This is a genomic window from Lysinibacillus sp. IITD104 (assembly GCF_036698265.2).
Classification (GTDB): domain Bacteria; phylum Bacillota; class Bacilli; order Bacillales_A; family Planococcaceae; genus Lysinibacillus; species Lysinibacillus boronitolerans.
Map to the genome: position 1 here is coordinate 4,237,144 of NZ_JBAHYH020000001.1, position 17,903 is coordinate 4,255,046.

A 17,903-nucleotide genomic window follows, 5' to 3' on the forward strand; every position below is an offset into this window, starting at 1 on the left:
CATACCTCCTATTCTGTTGGATAAATACCGTAAAGGGCAATAATGTAACTAATTGTTAAGAACGGCATTACATTGTTATGAGGAGCGTTTCCTCCCACACTTGAAACAATGGCGGCATTCATTGTGCTATTTGGTGGTTGTGTCGAATATTGTATATTTTTTGCCCAAACAGCATTTTCTGGACTTGGTGTTGTGCCATCAAGAGAAGATGCCCTTACCTGATGTGTATGTGCAGGAAGCTGTGATGAATTTAAAGTGACGGTTTCCACCCCTCCCATTTGACCATTGACAAAGGTAGTGCCAGTCATTGGATTTTGTCCTTGATGTACTACAACCCTGCCTTGAAAATTTGGTAATGCAAAGGTTGATTGACCATCTCCCCCATAGGTTGTGCCAATCAAAGAAAAAAGTATTTCATTTTCGGAAATAGATAATAGTTGACCATTACAAAGAGCCCAGCCATCTGGGGCATAATCACCAGCAAATAATCGAATTTCTCCGACATATTGATCCATTCTTAAAACCTCCTTACAAAATATTGCTTTACCTAGCACATTACAATAGCAAGGTTAAAATTGGGTTAAAAAATATATTTTTTCCAAAATGGACTAACTCACCTACCATTTAATCCAAAATATCAATACATTGTTGTTGCTTATAAGAAATTTTAAGAGAGAAATTTATAAAAATATTTAACTATATACCTTAAAACAGAATTCATTTTTATTTCGGGTATCACTCATGCAAAAAGATCTTAGAAATACGATTACCTGTAACGTTATTTTTACCTTACTAAGACACTAAATAAGAGTAGATGATTTCGGATAATTTCCCTTCATTGCAACAGAGAAAATGGAAATTTAAATTAATAATAAATTAGTCATGAACTAGGCGTTCCTATTTACTGATTTTTAATATGGGAGAAAAGGAAAAATGACAAAAGCTATCGAGAGAAAACGTCTCGTTTGCTTTTGTCTACAGGCTGAACATACTAATATTAATATGTTTTTATTTTATTTTTTCGTTTAGCCACTTTTTTATGCAACCCTTGAATAACAGAACGTGTTTCATCTAAATAATCCACTGTCTGCTCATAGGCACTCGTCACTACCCCCATAAATAAAATATCAATGACCAGTAACTGTGCTAGACGTGAGGAAGTAGCACCACTTCTAAAAGTTGCTTCAACATTTGGAGATACATATAAACAAATGTCTGCAAGGCTAGACACTAGTGAACTACCATAGCGCGTTAAACTTATTGTAGTAGCTGGTGTTTGGTTAGCTATTTCTAGAATTTTAGCCACTTCATGCGTTTCTCCAGAAAAGGAAATACCCACTACCACATCCCCCTTCTGCGCATTGACAACGGCGGTAGCTCCTAAATGTAAATCCACAAATGCTCTACTATTTTTATTGATTCTTAAAAATTTTTGATCGGCATCCATTGCTGCTATACCCGATGCTCCTACTCCAAAAAATATAATTTTATGGGCAAGTGATAAGGCCGCTACGGCACGCTCTAATTCAGCTATATCTATTAAATTAGCTGTTTGTGACAAAATTTCACTACTTTGCATTGTTACCTTTTCTACAATTGATGGTAACGCCTCATCTGCCTCAATATCTCGATCTACAGTAATTGTATGTTGTAAATCACCTGCAATACGCAATTTCAGCTCTTGAACACCACTAATATTTAACGATTTGCACAGTCGAATAACCGCGGCACTACTTGTTTGACTTGCTTCTCCTAGTTCAACCGCAGTCATTTTAATCGCCCGTGTTGGGTTTTCTAAAATATAGCTAGCTACCTTTTTTTCCGAGGGTGGTAACTTTTCACGCATTTCTGCGAGCATAATTAAACCAGCATTCATTTTTTCCATTTTTCTATCCCCATCCTTCGACAAAAGAAGGTCTTCCATCCATCCCTCTCATCAGTATTTTCTTAATTCCACCGCTCTCCGAACATGCCCTTCTGCTTGAGCAAGTAATTCTGTTGCTTCCTCAATCGTTGTATTCGTCAGTAGCACCACAATTGCGAGCTTTACTTGATAATTGTTTTGCTCAAGAACACTTTCAGCCTGACTATAAGAAGCACCCGTTACCTCACAGACGATATGTTTGGCTCGCTCTCGCAATTTAAAATTACTAGCATGAACGTCCACCATTAAATTTTTATAGACCTTTCCAAGCTTAATCATGGTTGTCGTTGTAATCATATTTAATATTTGTTTATGAGCTGTTGCAGCCTTTAGTCTTGTAGAACCTGTTAAAATTTCCGGTCCTGTAATCACCTCTATTGCAATATCTGCATGCTCACTAATAACAGAATGAGCGTTACTGACTAGGCTGATTGTTTTTGCCCCTAGTTGTTGTGCATAAATTAATGCCCCTTTCACAAAAGGTGTTCGACCACTTGCTGCAATCCCTATCACTACATCACGGTTTGTTAGCTGTTGTTTCTGTAGTTCAACCGCTCCTAATGAAAGATCATCTTCTGCACCTTCTATGGCAATCATTACTGCATTTGCTCCGCCAGCCAATATTGCCTGCACAAGCTTTGGTGACGTACTAAATGTAGGTGGACATTCTACTGCATCTAGCAAACCAATTCGCCCACTTGTTCCTGCGCCTACATAAAATAATCTACCGCCACTCTTTAATGCATGTACAACAGCTGTAATAGCTTGTTCGATTTCAGGTAAAACCTTTGCTATGGCTAATGGTATTTTTTTATCCTCTTCATTCATCAGCTTTATAATTTCAATAGTGGACATTAAATCTAGATTTGTCGTATCTGGATGATAGCCTTCAGTCGTCAGTTTTGTCATTCGTTCCATTGAAATCAAATCCCTCCTACGCTATTTTTCATGGATGCTCACCCAAGTTTCTTTTATCGTTCGTTGTAAAGCCTCCGTCATTGATATTCCTTCACTGAGAAGTCCATTAACGAAGGCTCCTATAACAGGAGGCACTTCTGGCTGTAATAGTCGATTAGGTATTTTAGCAAGCTGTAATTTCTCTCGAAAGCATTGAACAAAATATGAATTTCCGAATAAACCTCCACATAGGACAATAGGATAAACTTGTAGCTGCGGCTCTTTTTTGAACATTGTCTGGATGAATTGAACTAAATGATGAGTAGCCTGTTCAATAATTTTCATTGCCCTATCATTATTTTGTTCTGCTAAACGTAACACCGCTCGAGCTATGGAGGCTATGATTACTCGGGGCTGTGGATGCTCATAAACATACGTAATAATTTCAGTAGGATTTTTTAAGGCCAGATGCTCCAAAATAGTCTCAGTAAATAGATTCTCATTTACACCAAATGCATCATAATGTCGTGCAATATAACGCAATGCCTCTTGCCCAATATAGTATCCACTGCCCTCATCTCCTAATAAATAACCCCATCCTCCCACACGACTAATTTGATGATTTTTTCCAACACCATATACGATAGAACCCGTTCCAGCTATCACAACGAGCCCTTGCTGTGTAAATGTACCGCTAGTAAGTGCCGCTATTGCATCATTGGTGATGGTTATCTTACAGAAGCTATCAGGGAAAAGGAAGCTCATCCATTGCTCCCAGCGTTCTTTATCTACCTGGCGATCGCCTCCTGCCACGCAGAAGAACACTGTAGAAATATCATTCTTTGTCGCATCTATCTTTTGTAGTAACTTGGCAAGGAGCTGGATAATGTGAAGCCTTACCTTTTCTGGTGGCATTGATTTTATATTCGTTCCAGCTCCTTCAACAAAAGCCAGCACCTCACCTTTTCTGGTCCCAATCACTGCACGGGTTCTCGTCCCGCCACCATCGACCCCAATAATGTATTGTCTATTTAATGGCACCAGCCGTCAGCCCCTCCATAAATTGCTTTGACGCAATCAAGAATAATAGGATCATTGGTAATGAAGCTAATGTTAAACCTGCAAAAAGAGAGCCCCAATCTGCCGAATGCTCCCCAAAAAGCGACATCATTCCAACAGGTATCGTCCGTTTCATTTTTTCTGTAATAAAAATAAGTGGGAAGAAGAAATCATTCCATGCAGCAATAAAGTTTATAATTACCACTGTGCCAAGTGCAGGTCTCATTAACGGTAACATCACATGCCAAAGAACCCTTAAGTTCCCCGCCCCATCTATCCGGGCCGCTTCCTCTAGCTCATAAGGCATTGTTTTAAAAAAGCCTGTTAAGATCAGCATGGATAATGGAATCCCTGTCGCGGTATTCATCAAAATTAAAGACCATAAGGAATTGATCAGCCCTAAATCACGCATTAAAATAAAGAGCGGAACAATTCCCAGTTTTATAGGAATCATCATGCCTAATAAAAAAATAAAGAACAATGCATGATTCCAGGAGAATTTAAAGCGGGCAATATAAAATGAAGCAAGTGAACAAACAACCACTATTAGTACAACAGATACAATACTGACAAATAGACTGTTTAGAAAGTACGTTGTAAATGGAATTTTTGATAATAATGTACGGTAAGTATCTAAGCTAAAGCTAGTCGGTAAACCCAATGGATTTTTATAGATGTCCACGCTCTTTTTAAATGAAGATAAAATCATTAACAAAACCGGATATAAACTAATGGTCGCCACCGTAAACACCACAAGATAATAAAATGGTCGAACCCAAATAGCGCCTTGCTTCACTATACTCACCTCTTACATTTGAACATTCTTTTTATTGGCAAAACGTAAAAATAGTGTGGTACAAACTAATATAAATAAGAATAGTACCGTAGCCAATGCCGAACCCAATCCAATAGCTGTTGTGCCAGAAGCGGTAGAGCTACCAAATGCTAAGCGATAGAAAAATACGGCTAACGTATCTGTAGAATAGTACGGCTCTCCCATAGAACCCTGCATTGCATATACTAATTCAAATGCCTCAAACGACTGGATAAATGTTAAAATGCCCATGATCATAATTGATGGCACCATTAAAGGCAAGTAAATCGTACGCAATAAAGTAAAGCCCTTAGCGCCATCTAACTTTGCAGCTTCGACTAAGTCACTTGGAATCCCTTGAAAGCCAGCAAGAAAAATTAAGACACCAAAACCTAATCCAAACCAACAATTGACTAAAATAATGGCAATTAACGCCGTTTTGGGATCACCAAGCCAAGCCTTTTGTAAAGTTTCAAGACCTAATTTCTCCAAAATAACATTTAAAGTACCAAAATTGGGATTTAGAATGAGTTTCCATAAGAATCCTACAACAATAACTGATAATAATCGCGGTAAAAAGAAGGCAGCTTTAAAAAACTCCGCTCCTTTAACTTTTTGATAAATAATAAAGGCAAGAAAGAAGGCTAATCCATTCATAACAATCATTTGCACAACAAAATAGAGGACATTATGTTTAAAGGCATTCCAAAACATGGAGCCATAGGGTTCTGTCGTAAAAAGCGTCACAAAATTTTGGAAACCGATAAAATCGCCACGAGCCATCCCTTTCCATTCAAAAAAACTATAGGATAATGCCGCTATTATCGGATAAAGCACAAACAACCCATATACTACCAGTGCAGGTATAGGGAAAAGATGGATAGTCCACCCTGCTCTCGATTTCCGTTTTCTTACTGATGAAGCTGTATATTCTCTCATCATGAGCAGCCTCCTTTTACTAATACTGAGACAACAAGACCCCTAAACTCCTGTATAGCACTTCAGGGGTCTACTGATTAGATGCTTTCATTATTTTTGAAATGGCGTAAACCAAGTCTTAGCGTTTTCCTGTATTTTTGCGGCCACCTCTTCAGGCGTTACTTGACCTAAATACATGCCTTGTAGCTCACTTTCAAGTAAGCTCTTTGTTGTTGGGTCCCCACCAGTAAAATTAGTTACCCACATATATGGCGTTGCTTCATTTGCAGTCGAATGACTGATATCATTTAACAATACATCGTCAGAAGTTATACCAGGAATGGCGCTAATCATGGAAAACTCCTTCACAAACAACTCACCAAACTCCTTTGTTGTTAAAAACTCTAAAAACACTTTAGCCGCTTCTTTATTTTTCGAATTAGCATTGATCGCAAATGAGCCATCAACCCAGGTCGTTACTGTTTTATTCCCCTCTTTAGATGGAATAGGAAAATAACCTAAATCTAAATCTGGATTCATTTCTAATACAACAGGAATTTCCCAGCTACCTAACGGAAACATTGCCGCGTCTTCTAGTGCAAACAAAGTACGGATATCATCCATTCCTAAGCCTTCTGAATTGACAGGAAAATACTTTTTCAAGTCATTCATCACTTGTATTGATTCAATAAACTTCGGATCTGTAAAATCCTTTTCTCCTGCGAGCACTGCTTGGTAAAAGTCATTGCCCTCATAAACAGCAGGACCGACAATACCGTGTAGCAACGATAATAGCCAGCCTTCTTTTGTACCCATTGCAATTGGCGTAATACCCTTTTCTAATAATTGGTCATTTAATGCTATGAATTCATCCCATGTAGTAGGAATTTCAAGATTATTATTTTTAAAAATCTTCTTATTATAGAAAAATTGTGTAGAGCTTAAGTTAATTGGTACACCGTACTGATTCCCTTGGTCATCACGAGAAGCCTTTAAAGCTTCTTCAGGAAATACATTCAATCCATTTAAGCCGTTTATTTTCTCAACATAACCTGCCTCTGCAAGCTTCAATCCAGCTGCATAAGGACGCAAATGGAAAATATCTGGACCCTCTCCAGCCTGTAATGCCGTATTGAGGACTGTATTATATTCAGTATTTTTAGTTGGGTTAAATGAAACATGTATTTCAGGATGTTGTTCATTAAATAAAGCAATCACTTTTTCATACTTGGCAACATCTTCTGTGCGCCAACTCCCTATTGTTAGCGAAACCTCTTCAGTTTTCGATTTCTCTTCATTATCAGGTGTTGTTGAGGTCGTTATTTTCTCGTTCGTGTTACAGCCTACTAAACCCACAACGAGTAATAAAAGAAGCAACAATAACCATTTACTCTTTTGTCTCATACCAGCAGATCCACCCTTCATATCAGTAATTTTTCATAAATCATCGTATGAAGCTTCTCTCTAATCCTTCCCATGTTTGTATTTCTCCCATAATGCACAGCATTCGTTAGTAAAATGACAAATGCCTTTTTTACAGGGTCCATCCAAATACTCGTGCCTGTAAATCCTGTATGACCAAATGAGCCCTTGCTCCACCTCCTACCAAAACAAAATGATGCTTCATCTCCTCCCCATACTTCAAACCCAAGTCCCCTCGTTTTAAATGTTTTCGTATAGGCAAGCTCTAACTCTTCGTATGGAATTACCGTTTGTTGCTTGATTCCCAACCAAATTTCCGCATACTTTGCTAAATCCTCTGCACATGAAAATAAACCTGCACTCCCAGCAATACCATCTAGTAATAAAGCCTTCTCATCATGGACTATTCCCTGTACAAATTGACCTGCCACCATTTCTGTAGATGCTGCAAGCCTTCTTGTTTGCTCAGGCAGTTGAAAACATGTATGATGCATGCCCCATGGCTTAAAAACCTCTTGCTCTACAAAACTTTTTAATGAAACGCCTGTAACTTTCTCAATCACCTTTCCTAGCATAATCATACCTAAATCACTATATTGCACTTGTTCATTTGGCTGACATACTACATTACTTGCCAATACCTCCTGCAGGATGTCACGCTTATGATGTCTCTTAACTGCAGGTATTAAATCTGCTGGCAGTCCTGAGCAATGCTGCAATAAATGCTGAATTGTAATGAGAGGATATTTAAAATGAGGCAAAAATGTTCGAACTGAATCTGTTATATTAACTTGATTTCGACTTATCAGGAGTAAAATAGCTGGGAGTGTTGCGACAACTTTTGTTAAGGAGGCTAAATCAAACAGCGTATGGCTTAAAATAGCTTGCTCGCTGCCGTCCTCAGCTGTATAGGCTCCATAGCTGCCTGAAAACAGCCTTCTTTCTTGCTGCTGAACAATTAATACAGCCCCTGGAATTTCTCGTTCTTTCACTAAGTCACTTATATATGCACCTACCAAATAAGCACCTCTCAACTTAAATATCTAATTTTTCTGTAAATTAGTATTATCATATAAAATAAAATGATGAAAAATAACAGTAATCCTAAATTTTTTTTTCATATGTGCACAATAAAAAAATCCCTAGCTAGTAAATATTTACTGGCTAGGGACTCTCTTATTTATTTAGTTGGTTTTTTTAAATCCATTGATGCTGCTGCGCTTTCAACTTTTACGCGTTTCAAGAAGAATGCAAGTACCACTGCAATGACTGTTATACCCGTTGCAATTAAGAAGGAGTGTGTAATACCATCTAATAAGGCATTTTGCATAATTTGATCCTGCATTTGTTGCATTTGCTCTGCTGTAGGCGCTGCTCCTGATTGTGCAGCATTCGCTTTTGCTTCCGCAATTAACTCTTCCGCTTTAACCTTTGTACGATTATTCATAAATGTTACAAGGATCGCACTACCGATTGCTCCTGATACCTGCTGTAATGTATTGTTAATCGCTGTACCATGTGGATTCATCATTTGTGGCAGTTGATTTAAACCGTTTGTCATAATAGGCATCATGACCATCGACATACCGAACATACGAATCGTATACATAGATACGATATATGTGTAGCTTGAATCAATTTCTAACTTTGTTAAACCGAAAGTTGCAATAGTTGTAATCGTTAATCCAATAATGGCCAACACGCGGGGACCAAACTTATCGAAAAGCTTACCAGTGATTGGTGACATAATCCCCATGACAAGTGCTCCTGGAAGCATCATCAAGCCTGCTTCAAATGGTTCGATACCACGGATAGACTGTACATATGCCGGTGTCAAAATCATCCCTGAGAACATTGCCATAGAGACAATAACAGAGATAACTGACCCTAAAGCAAACATTGGATACTTATAAATACGTAATTCCAGTAATGGCTCATCCATTTTCAGTTGTTTAACAACGAATATAATTAAAGCAATGAAGCCAATCGTAATTGTGCCATATACCCATGGACTTGACCAACCCTTATCCCCCGCTGTACTAAAGCCGTATAAAATACCACCAAATGCAACAGTTGATAAAAGTACTGAAAGGAAGTCTAAGTGAACTTCACGTGTCTCCATCACGTTTCTTAGTTTCCAAACACCAAATAATAAGCTAATTAAAGCAAATGGAATAATCATTTGGAAAAGCATACGCCAATCATGATGTTCCACGATATACCCTGATAATGTAGGACCAATTGCTGGCGCCATAATCATAACTAAACCAAAGATCCCCATTGCTGTCCCACGCTTCTCTTTCGGGAAGCTTGTTAGCATAACGTTCATTAAAAGTGGCGACATACTAGATGCTCCGGCTGCTTGCACCATACGGCCTGCTAACAGCATGCCAAAGTTAGGAGCGAAGCCTGCCATAATTGTACCTATTGTAAAGATGGACATCGCTGTAATAAATAAATGTCTATTTTTAAAGCGTGTCACAAAGAATGCTGAAGCTGGCACTAAAATACCGCTCACTAGCATATACCCTGTTGCTAACCATTGTACTTTTGAATAGGTGATCCCAAAATCTTTCATGATTGTTGGTAATGCCACATTCAACAATGTGTTGTTTAGAAAAGCAACAAAAGCACCCACAAATAGAATAGCTATCATGCCATAAGGGGGCTTTTTCATTGTTTGCTCACTATTCATTTATATCCCTCAATTCTTTCTTGTGTTTTACGATAAAACTTATTTTATACTCGTAGTCTACTTTTTTCAACAAATAAGTTTATATTTTTTATAATCGTTGATATAAAGGCGTTTTGAGTGTAGAATAAGAGTATAATATTATAAAAAAGGTGAGGTTATGAACAAAAGAAAAAGACAAATTATAACAGCAGCACGTGAACTTTTTATTGAAAAAGGCTTTCTAGATACATCGATTAATGACATCATCAATGCGGCTAAAATCTCTAAAGGTACGTTTTATAATCACTTTACTTCGAAAAATGAATGCTTAATCGCCATTTTAGATGAAGGGCGCGAGGAAGCTAGTAATCGTCGCCATGAGCTTATCTATGGTAAAGACCCTACAGATTTAGAAGTATTGACACAGCAAGTCGCTGTTCTCATGTATGTCAATCGTGAACATAATTTAGTACAGATATTCGAATCCATCTTCCAATCAAGAGATAAAGAACTAAAAAAAATTATTATTAATTACCATTTACAAGAATTAGAATGGCTCGCCAATCGTCTAGTACAAGTCTTTGGCGAAGAGATTAGCCCTATTAGCTATGAATGTGCTGTTCAAACACTCGGAATGATTAACCTCACTCTACGTGCTGTCTTTATTGCCGATTATAAATATATCAATCGAGAAGCTATTGTACGTGTAGCATTGCGCAATATTAGCGTAATTATACCCACTATGCTTGAGTCGAAAGAAATTATCGTAAGTGTTGAAATGATCAATACCATTCAAAATGTCGTGAACTATAAAACTGTTACTAAAGAAATGGTTATTGAACAACTTCAAGGCTTTACAAAGGGATTATCAAATAACGAAACAATGGAAGGTTTGGAGTATGCACAATTCTTATTAGAAGAATTGCAGAAAGAAAAACCAAAGCTTTTTATCATCGAATCACTTCTTACACCTTTCCGTAAGGCCTTCGTCGGCACAGAACATATCGCAGAAGCCCGTGACATCGCCAATAACTTATGGCGTTACGTAAAAATTGAACAGCCCGCTGAACGCTGTAAGAAATAAAAAAAAGAGGTATCAAATGAACACCTTGATACCTCTTTACGATGTTGAATGAAACTAAGTTCTATGACAGACCTTTGTACAATTTTAAGAAAGCACAGAGATTCACCCTAATGACATTGAAATTTTAGCACAAAGATTGTCCCATCCTGACCTGAACGGACACTAATTGTGCCATTGTGTAAATCAATGAGCTGCTTCGTAATGGCTAGTCCTAGCCCTGTTCCTGTTATATCGTCTGTTGTATTCGTACCTCGATAATAGCGTTCGAATAGATTATCGAGCACCTCCTGAGGAATGCCAGGTCCTTGATCAGCAATGGTAAGCATCACTTCCTTACCAGTATGTTGTGCTTCCACAATTACCTTCGTGCCTTCAGGAGTATATTTTTTCGCATTGGTAATTAAATTATCCATTATTCGCTTGAGTAAAAGCTCATCCGCTTGTAACAACACATCACCATACACCTTCACACACACCTGTTCGTCTGCAAATTGTGGCAGCCATGTTGCTAGCGGCAGTACCACTTTATCGAGCTGTATGGCTTTATTTTTTAATTGATACGTATACGTCAAATCCTGAATAAGTGCATCCATATAGGTTGCCTTTTCCTGCATGGTCTGTGCAAAAATACGCATCTCATCCTTTGTCCACTCATAATCCTCCGATGCCAGCATTGTTGAATAACCGTAAATTGAGCTTAACGGGGTCTTTAAATCATGCGATAGACCTGTTATCCACTCCTCACGTAGTTGCTCTGCATGCTTGATTTGCCTTTCATTTGAATTAAGTCGCTCCGATAAGTGGTTGAGTGACTCCTCTACAGGTTGGAACAGTTTAAATTTCCTTTTCAGCTTTCCTGTCTTTTTATGATGGATTTTTTTGTCGCTAATCTCACTGTAATCAAATTGGGTAAGTCGCTCAATACGCGAAATAACATAGACGAGCGGACGCACGAATTGACGTGAAATACTAATAGACAAGAAAAGAACGCCCAACAGCAAAATAATATGCCCCCCAAAAAAGATAGAAACAAACAATACCATCGCCTTATTAAAAGGCTCTTCAAATGGCTTATACGATGGGTTAGGCATTCTTACAACAAATGTCTTATCGTTGGATAACGCTGCACTTTGATTCAGCTCCGCATGCTCGAAAATATCGTATTTTTCCTCTAGTAATTGTGGCTTATTTAGCTTCTCATAGCGTTCGCCTATGACCTCAATCCGATTCCATTGCTCATCATAAATTTCAACACTAGCTTTATTTTCTTTTAGACGTTGCTTTGTTACAGCAGAAATGTCCCCTGTTGCTGTCCAGTTTTCAAGTGCCTCCTCAAAGAGTGGTTGCACAGGAGTATTCGGAAGAAATAATAAGTAGTAATTCGGCAGTTCCCATGTATGCATGCCTGGTTGCCGCAATGCCAATATTTCATTATCTGACTTTCCACATAGACCACATGTATCTCCAGTATAGTCAACAATCGTCATGGATGGATCAAATAAATAGAGCTGTCCTACATTTTCCTCAGCTCTCTCCACTAAATAATCAGCAATTTTAGCCGTCTTCCCTTTCTCTACAACTGCATCATCTTCAATTTCAAAGGAGCTCATCACATGAATATTATCACCAACACGATCGTTGATAAAGATAGCAAAAAACACCAAGCTTATAATAAAACCTGAAATAATTAAGAGGTAGAATATGATGAAATACGAAACAAAACGAAGAGTTAATTTTCCAGCAGGCTTCATGCAGAAATATCCCCAACAAGCTTATAGCCAATGCCTCTTACAGTGATAATGCATGTCGGCTTTCCAGGATTTTTTTCTATTTTTTCTCGCAGCTTTCTTATATGTACCATCACTGTATTATCATCAAATAAGCAATCACCCCATACGCGCTCATATATTTGCTCTTTTGATAACACTTGCCCTACATTGTCACATAAATATTTTAATAAATGAAACAAGCGACCACTGATTATTTCCTTTACACCGTCTACCTCGATTTCTGCTGCATCAATGTCAAATGTAAAACGGCTACAACTAAATATGTGATTTTCTGGTACACTTTTTTTCTTCATATAACGGACTAGCTGCACCTTTACTCGTGCTACAAGCTCTAAGGGATTAAATGGTTTTGTAATATAATCATCTGCACCATTCATAAAACCACGAAGCTTATCTGCATCACTACTTTTTGCGGTTAAATAAAAAATAGGGGCGTCACTTTTTTCTCGAATACTATTCGCAATATCCAGCCCACTTCCATCTGGTAGCATGATATCTAATAGATAAAAGTCAAATGCTTTAGTATTCATTTCATCTTTTGCTTCGTCAATTGTATTACATAAGGTAATATTGGTAATTCCTTCTTTTCTTAAAATGATTTCAATCATTTCAGCAATGGCACGTTCATCCTCTAACACTAAAATTGATGCTTCCTGCATTTCCTCACCTACTTTTAAGATTACTTTAAGGTAGTCATTATTTCACCATAAGCTTCCTTATTTATTATATGTATAAGATAACCAATTAAGGAGATAAAACGCAATGACAACTAATCGTGTTACTTTCATTGATACAATGCGTGGATTTAGTTTATTTGGCATCTTAATGGCAAATTTGCTAATCTTCCAATTCGGGATGTATGGCAAAGATGAATTAAATAATCTTTCTACCTTAGATAACGGGGCTTTATATTTTGTAAAAGTTGTGATTGAAGGCTCGTTCATGCCCATCTTCACTATTTTATTCGGCTTCTCACTTATTAAATTAATTGAATCCATCCGCAGAAAAAAGACTAAAAGCCGCTGGTCGATTTTACGTCGTGCAACAGGATTAATTGCCCTTGGCTTATTACATTCAATTTTATTGTGGGAAGGCGATATTCTATTTTCCTATGGCAGTATGATGTTATTTTTAATCCCATTTATTAATCGTAAACCAAAAACTTTATTTATTTGGGCTGGAATTCTATTTGTATTAACAACAGCTTTAACATACGGCTCTATGGAAACGTCTAAAAAAGAACAAAAAGAGATAGACACATACATCCAGCAAGCGGATGATGTTTACGCTAACGGCAGCTACTTAGAAATTTTTGATTTTAGAGCTAATGCCGAAGTACCAGGAATGGAGGATTCTTCATTTATTTTCATTATATTAATTTTTGCACCTATGTTCTACGCACCACTATTCCTTTTTGGGATGGCGCTTGCTAAGAAGCAAGCCTTCGTGGAGATGAACAAGGAAATGAAATGGTATAAGCTAGGTGCTCTCCTTGTACCCATTGGACTCGTATGTAAAAGTGTAAGTTTTATAGAAAGTGAAAGTGCATTTTCTTCTATCTTATTAATGGGTGGCTCCCAGTTATTAGCGATTGGCTATGTTTGCCTCGCAGCATACATTTATAACACACGTCCAGTTCAACAACTGGCTCCTGCTTTTGAGAGCGTTGGCAAACTATCACTAACCAATTATTTACTACAAACTATCATTTGTACAACTGTTTTTTATGGCTATGGCCTTGGCCTATACGGCAAATTAGGAGTCTTTGGCGGAATCCTTTTCGGAATCGTTGTTTATAGCTTGCAATGTGTTTTCAGCCTTGCCTATTTAAAGAAATTTAAACGTGGTCCATTTGAAACAATCTTACGAATATGGACAAATTGGTCTTGGACTGGGCAGGTAAAGTAAAACCCCTCAAACAAGCAAATTAGAAAGGAATTATTTTTTATGAATAGTGACACAAAAGAAGACTTTACAGACTCATGGTGGTTTTTAGGCATTTGTGCAGCTGTAGCAGTAATTTTAACACTATTTGCCTTTTCATAGACAATATCGATATCATTCGCCCCCTTGCTGTATACTAGTATTACAACTATACAGCTTAGGGGGTATTTTGTTGTTACAGCGTATTATGATTACTGGCTATAAACCACATGAGCTTGGTATCTTTAATGATAAACATCCCGGTATTGTTATCATAAAGAAAGCACTGGAAGCTCACCTGCGTACACTGCTTGATGAAGGACTCGAATGGGTTATTATTAGCGGTCAGCAGGGCGTAGAAACTTGGAGTGCTGAAGTTGTTTTAATGTTAAAAAAAGAATTTCCACTTTTAAAATACGCCGTGATCACACCTTTTTTAGAGCAAGAGAAAAATTGGCAAGATCATAAAAAAGAAAAGTATCAAGCATTAATTGCCCAAGCTGATTTTGTCACAAGCGTGACCAAAAAACCGTATGAAGCTCCTTGGCAATTTATTGAGAAGGACAAATTTATTATCCAAAATACAGATGGACTTTTATTAATTTATGATGAAGAAAATGAGGGTTCACCGAAATATATCAAACGGCTTGCAGAAAAATATATGGAGTCCCATGATTATAAGCTTTTAACAGTAACTGCCTATGACTTACAACTAATAGCAGAAGAAATTCAACAGCAAAACTGGTAGAAAAATATTGATATAATTTTCTGACAATTATATACTAGAATTAATAAAGCTGATTGTTCTTATGGTTTTTACCTATAATTTGAAAGGAGCTGTCATCATTTGAATAAACATATTGAAATGATTCTTGAAGCTTCTCCCGTAAATGTATCACATGATACGTATCGTAGAGAATGTCGGTATACACGGGGAATTCATATTGAAGAACAAGAATTTCTTGCTATTTTAAATACAATGAGTCATGATTCACGCTTATATTTTGATTTCCATAATCCACGTAAAGAGATTAAAAAGGGAACCTATTTGAATGGACACTCCGGTTTAGCCTACAATATTTATGATTACTATAAACAAAATTATCAAATTGAGCTATCCGAATTAATCAACGGTAAGGATTTTTATGTAAAAATCGTATAAAGCAGAAGCCCCTTTAAAGTTTTACCTTTAAAGGGGCTTTTTTGATCTTATAGGTCTGCTACCTGAGCACCTAATTCTTTATTATTATACATTTCTGTATCTAATTCTTTTGTAATACGTGCTGTTGTAACACCTGCTGTCATTGATCCACTTACATTTAACGCTGTACGACCCATATCAATTAAAGGCTCAACAGAGATTAATACACCTGCTAGAGCAATTGGTAAATCAAGTGCTGATAATACAAGGATAGCTGCAAATGTTGCACCACCACCAACACCTGCCACACCAAACGAGCTTACAGCTACTACTGCAATAACTGTAATAATAAACACAGGGTCAAGTGGATTAATGCCGACTGTTGGTGCAATCATAATGGCTAACATTGCTGGATATACACCTGCACAACCATTTTGACCGATTGATAAACCAAATGAGCCTGAGAAGTTTGCAATCCCCTCAGATACACCAAGACGACCTGTTTGCGTTTTAATATTCATCGGTAAAGTACCCGCACTAGAACGTGATGTAAAGGCGAATAATAATGTTTCTGCTGATTTTTTTAAATACGTAAATGGATTTAAACCACTTAATGTAAGAATTATTAAATGTACGATTAAAACAATAAATAATGCTACATAAGAAGCAATCACAAATTTACCTAAATTGTAGATCGCTCCAAAATCAGATGTTGCGACAGTACGAGCCATAATCGCTAGAATTCCGTATGGCGTTAAGCGTAATACAATTGTTACAACGCCCATTACAAGAGCATAGATAGCATCTAAGCCTTTTTTAATTGTTGCTGCTGTTCCCTCATCCTTACGTGCCACACGTAAATAAGCAAAACCAAGGAATGCAGAGAAAATTACAACCGCAATTGTTGACGTAGAACGAGCACCCGTTAAATCAAGGAATGGATTTGCTGGGAATAACTCAATAATTTGTGTTGGTAGATCAGGAGCTGCTAAGCCCGTTGTTTTTTCTTCAAGGTATTGACCACGTGCAGCTTCTGCATCACCTTGTAAAATTTGTGTTGCATCTAAATCAAAGACTGTTGCAGAAAGAATCCCTACAGCTGCCGAAACGGCTGTTGTACCGATTAAAATGGCTAAAATAAGTGCTGCCATTTTTCCGAAATTTTTTCCAATCTTCATTTTAGTAAATGCAATTAAAATGGATATAAATACCAAAGGCATTGCTACCATTTGGAGCAGTTTCACATACCCAGTACCGATAATATTGTACCAAGATGTTGTTTTGGCTAATACTTCAGAATCGAGACCATAAATAAAATGAAGTCCAAGACCAAGTACAATCCCTAAGCCTAAACCGGCGAAAACACGATTAGAAAACTTAACGTGCTTTTTATTCATAACATATAAAATTCCAACGAACACAAGCAACACTGCTACGTTAAGAATGATTTGTAAATTCGACAATGGAATGCCTCCTAAGATGTTTTATAATAATGTAATCGAATTATATACCCATAATCCCTATAATTCAAGTATGTTTTATTAAGATTAATAAATTCCTATAACAGAATGCTTTCTTGCTAAGGATTATACCCCGAAAAATGGCGTAACAATCATCCTCTGACAAAGGATTAATCATGGAAAAGCTCATAAAAAATGTTTGTAAATGTATAGCTAGTTTAATCAATGCCACTACATTTGGTGACAAATGAGTAACTGCCCCTATACTGTTAGTTTTTAACAGTGCAGGGGCAGCCTTTTAAGTATTATTTTCTAATTACAAATCTTGGTTCGTAGTCACTAATGATGTCAAACACACCGTCATTATAGCAGTAGATATGATGTTCTACGGTAGGAATTTCTTTGCTTCCAATCCACGGGAGTTGATCAAACCATTCTATATAATCTGAATTGCTCATTTTATAAAACCATTCTGCTGAAGAATTTTTAGATTGTTCTTGGGTCATGGTTTCAGTGACCATGTCTACTAAATCAGATCGTGGGATTTCTCCAGTATAGCGAAAAGACCAAACATAATCGTGAATAGGAGACATCTTATCATAGATAATATCAACTTCTGTATTGTTTCGATCTATTAATGTTAAGCAGAGCCCTCGATCTGTATAATTCAATGTGGCATTAACGATTTGGGCTCTTTCTAAGCAAGTGACGGGTTGCCAAATGTGCAGTCTTCTTGAATCCATCTAAACCTCCTGTAACCAAAATATATATCAATTTTATTTAAATTTTCATATATT

Annotated in this window: 17 protein-coding genes; 4 read left to right on the forward strand and 13 right to left on the reverse strand. The window is 37.2% G+C overall.

Annotated features, from left to right (window positions below; all coding sequences use genetic code 11):
- Positions 1–8 precede the first annotated feature (8 nt).
- The 9 genes from V1L66_RS21455 to V1L66_RS21495 all read right to left on the reverse strand — a co-directional run bounded on the left by V1L66_RS21455 (position 9) and on the right by V1L66_RS21495 (position 9,729).
- Positions 9–515, reverse strand: coding sequence for a phage tail protein (locus V1L66_RS21455; RefSeq protein ID WP_016991770.1), 507 nt, complete (start codon positions 513–515; stop codon positions 9–11).
- 482 nt (positions 516–997) lie between these two features.
- Positions 998–1,885, reverse strand: coding sequence for a MurR/RpiR family transcriptional regulator (locus V1L66_RS21460; RefSeq protein WP_312125591.1), 888 nt, complete (start codon positions 1,883–1,885; stop codon positions 998–1,000).
- A gap of 51 nt (positions 1,886–1,936) precedes the next feature.
- Complete coding sequence (gene murQ, locus V1L66_RS21465; protein WP_016991768.1) at positions 1,937–2,842, reverse strand: N-acetylmuramic acid 6-phosphate etherase; 906 nt, start codon at positions 2,840–2,842, stop codon at positions 1,937–1,939.
- Positions 2,843–2,863: 21 nt separating this feature from the next.
- Positions 2,864–3,862: an N-acetylglucosamine kinase gene (locus V1L66_RS21470; RefSeq protein ID WP_128568191.1), complete on the reverse strand. Its 999-nt coding sequence runs from the start codon at positions 3,860–3,862 to the stop codon at positions 2,864–2,866.
- A complete protein-coding gene (locus V1L66_RS21475) occupies positions 3,849–4,676 on the reverse strand; it encodes a carbohydrate ABC transporter permease (protein WP_052125300.1) in 828 nt (275 codons plus the stop codon). Before V1L66_RS21475 ends, V1L66_RS21470 begins: the two co-directional genes overlap by 14 nt.
- Before the next feature lie 12 nt (positions 4,677–4,688).
- Positions 4,689–5,636, reverse strand: coding sequence for a sugar ABC transporter permease (locus V1L66_RS21480; RefSeq protein WP_333006350.1), 948 nt, complete (start codon positions 5,634–5,636; stop codon positions 4,689–4,691).
- An 87-nt stretch (positions 5,637–5,723) separates the two neighbouring features.
- The gene (locus V1L66_RS21485) at positions 5,724–7,016 is read right to left on the reverse strand and encodes an extracellular solute-binding protein (protein ID WP_333006351.1); all 1,293 of its coding nucleotides are present in this window, start codon (positions 7,014–7,016) and stop codon (positions 5,724–5,726) included.
- 17 nt (positions 7,017–7,033) lie between these two features.
- Positions 7,034–8,053 carry a serine hydrolase domain-containing protein gene (locus tag V1L66_RS21490; protein WP_333006352.1) on the reverse strand — a complete coding sequence of 340 codons (1,020 nt, stop codon included), beginning with the start codon at positions 8,051–8,053 and terminating at the stop codon, positions 7,034–7,036.
- Between the two features lie 161 nt (positions 8,054–8,214).
- Positions 8,215–9,729 (reverse strand): DHA2 family efflux MFS transporter permease subunit, encoded by a 1,515-nt coding sequence (locus tag V1L66_RS21495; RefSeq protein WP_333006353.1) that lies wholly within the window; start codon positions 9,727–9,729, stop codon positions 8,215–8,217.
- A gap of 157 nt (positions 9,730–9,886) precedes the next feature.
- Here V1L66_RS21495 and V1L66_RS21500 point away from each other — a divergent pair, with 157 nt between their 5' ends.
- Complete coding sequence (locus V1L66_RS21500; RefSeq protein ID WP_036075411.1) at positions 9,887–10,792, forward strand: TetR/AcrR family transcriptional regulator; 906 nt, start codon at positions 9,887–9,889, stop codon at positions 10,790–10,792.
- Positions 10,793–10,899: 107 nt separating this feature from the next.
- Here V1L66_RS21500 and V1L66_RS21505 read toward each other — a convergent pair whose 3' ends face one another.
- Both V1L66_RS21505 and V1L66_RS21510 read right to left on the reverse strand, forming a co-directional pair.
- The gene (locus V1L66_RS21505) at positions 10,900–12,543 is read right to left on the reverse strand and encodes a sensor histidine kinase KdpD (protein WP_036075408.1); all 1,644 of its coding nucleotides are present in this window, start codon (positions 12,541–12,543) and stop codon (positions 10,900–10,902) included.
- Positions 12,540–13,241 carry a response regulator transcription factor gene (locus tag V1L66_RS21510; protein WP_333006354.1) on the reverse strand — a complete coding sequence of 234 codons (702 nt, stop codon included), beginning with the start codon at positions 13,239–13,241 and terminating at the stop codon, positions 12,540–12,542. The genes V1L66_RS21505 and V1L66_RS21510 overlap by 4 nt, the downstream gene beginning before the upstream one ends.
- Before the next feature lie 103 nt (positions 13,242–13,344).
- Between V1L66_RS21510 and V1L66_RS21515 the strand changes: the two genes are divergently transcribed.
- The 3 genes from V1L66_RS21515 (at position 13,345) to V1L66_RS21525 (ending at position 15,667) form a co-directional block, all read left to right on the forward strand.
- Positions 13,345–14,490, forward strand: a complete 1,146-nt coding sequence (locus V1L66_RS21515) for a DUF418 domain-containing protein (protein ID WP_333006355.1) — start codon at positions 13,345–13,347, stop codon at positions 14,488–14,490.
- A 223-nt stretch (positions 14,491–14,713) separates the two neighbouring features.
- Positions 14,714–15,253, forward strand: coding sequence for an SLOG family protein (locus tag V1L66_RS21520; protein ID WP_409072247.1), 540 nt, complete (start codon positions 14,714–14,716; stop codon positions 15,251–15,253).
- Positions 15,254–15,352: 99 nt separating this feature from the next.
- Positions 15,353–15,667, forward strand: a complete 315-nt coding sequence (locus V1L66_RS21525) for a hypothetical protein (RefSeq protein ID WP_036075397.1) — start codon at positions 15,353–15,355, stop codon at positions 15,665–15,667.
- A gap of 47 nt (positions 15,668–15,714) precedes the next feature.
- Here V1L66_RS21525 and V1L66_RS21530 read toward each other — a convergent pair whose 3' ends face one another.
- Complete coding sequence (locus tag V1L66_RS21530) at positions 15,715–17,109, reverse strand: L-cystine transporter (protein WP_333006357.1); 1,395 nt, start codon at positions 17,107–17,109, stop codon at positions 15,715–15,717.
- A gap of 302 nt (positions 17,110–17,411) precedes the next feature.
- The gene (locus V1L66_RS21535) at positions 17,412–17,849 is read right to left on the reverse strand and encodes a hypothetical protein (RefSeq protein WP_333006358.1); all 438 of its coding nucleotides are present in this window, start codon (positions 17,847–17,849) and stop codon (positions 17,412–17,414) included.
- Positions 17,850–17,903 lie beyond the last annotated feature (54 nt).

Coding starts and splice junctions, on each gene's coding strand:
- V1L66_RS21455 (WP_016991770.1), bottom strand. CDS start 515: ATGGATCAATATGTCGGAGAAATTCGATTATTTGCTGGTGATTATGCC.
- V1L66_RS21460 (WP_312125591.1), bottom strand. CDS start 1,885: ATGGAAAAAATGAATGCTGGTTTAATTATGCTCGCAGAAATGCGTGAA.
- murQ (WP_016991768.1), bottom strand. CDS start 2,842: ATGGAACGAATGACAAAACTGACGACTGAAGGCTATCATCCAGATACG.
- V1L66_RS21480 (WP_333006350.1), bottom strand. CDS start 5,636: ATGATGAGAGAATATACAGCTTCATCAGTAAGAAAACGGAAATCGAGA.
- V1L66_RS21485 (WP_333006351.1), bottom strand. CDS start 7,016: ATGAGACAAAAGAGTAAATGGTTATTGTTGCTTCTTTTATTACTCGTT.
- V1L66_RS21495 (WP_333006353.1), bottom strand. CDS start 9,729: ATGAATAGTGAGCAAACAATGAAAAAGCCCCCTTATGGCATGATAGCT.
- V1L66_RS21500 (WP_036075411.1), top strand. CDS start 9,887: ATGAACAAAAGAAAAAGACAAATTATAACAGCAGCACGTGAACTTTTT.
- V1L66_RS21505 (WP_036075408.1), bottom strand. CDS start 12,543: ATGAAGCCTGCTGGAAAATTAACTCTTCGTTTTGTTTCGTATTTCATC.
- V1L66_RS21510 (WP_333006354.1), bottom strand. CDS start 13,241: ATGCAGGAAGCATCAATTTTAGTGTTAGAGGATGAACGTGCCATTGCT.
- V1L66_RS21515 (WP_333006355.1), top strand. CDS start 13,345: ATGACAACTAATCGTGTTACTTTCATTGATACAATGCGTGGATTTAGT.
- V1L66_RS21520 (WP_409072247.1), top strand. CDS start 14,714: ATGATTACTGGCTATAAACCACATGAGCTTGGTATCTTTAATGATAAA.
- V1L66_RS21535 (WP_333006358.1), bottom strand. CDS start 17,849: ATGGATTCAAGAAGACTGCACATTTGGCAACCCGTCACTTGCTTAGAA.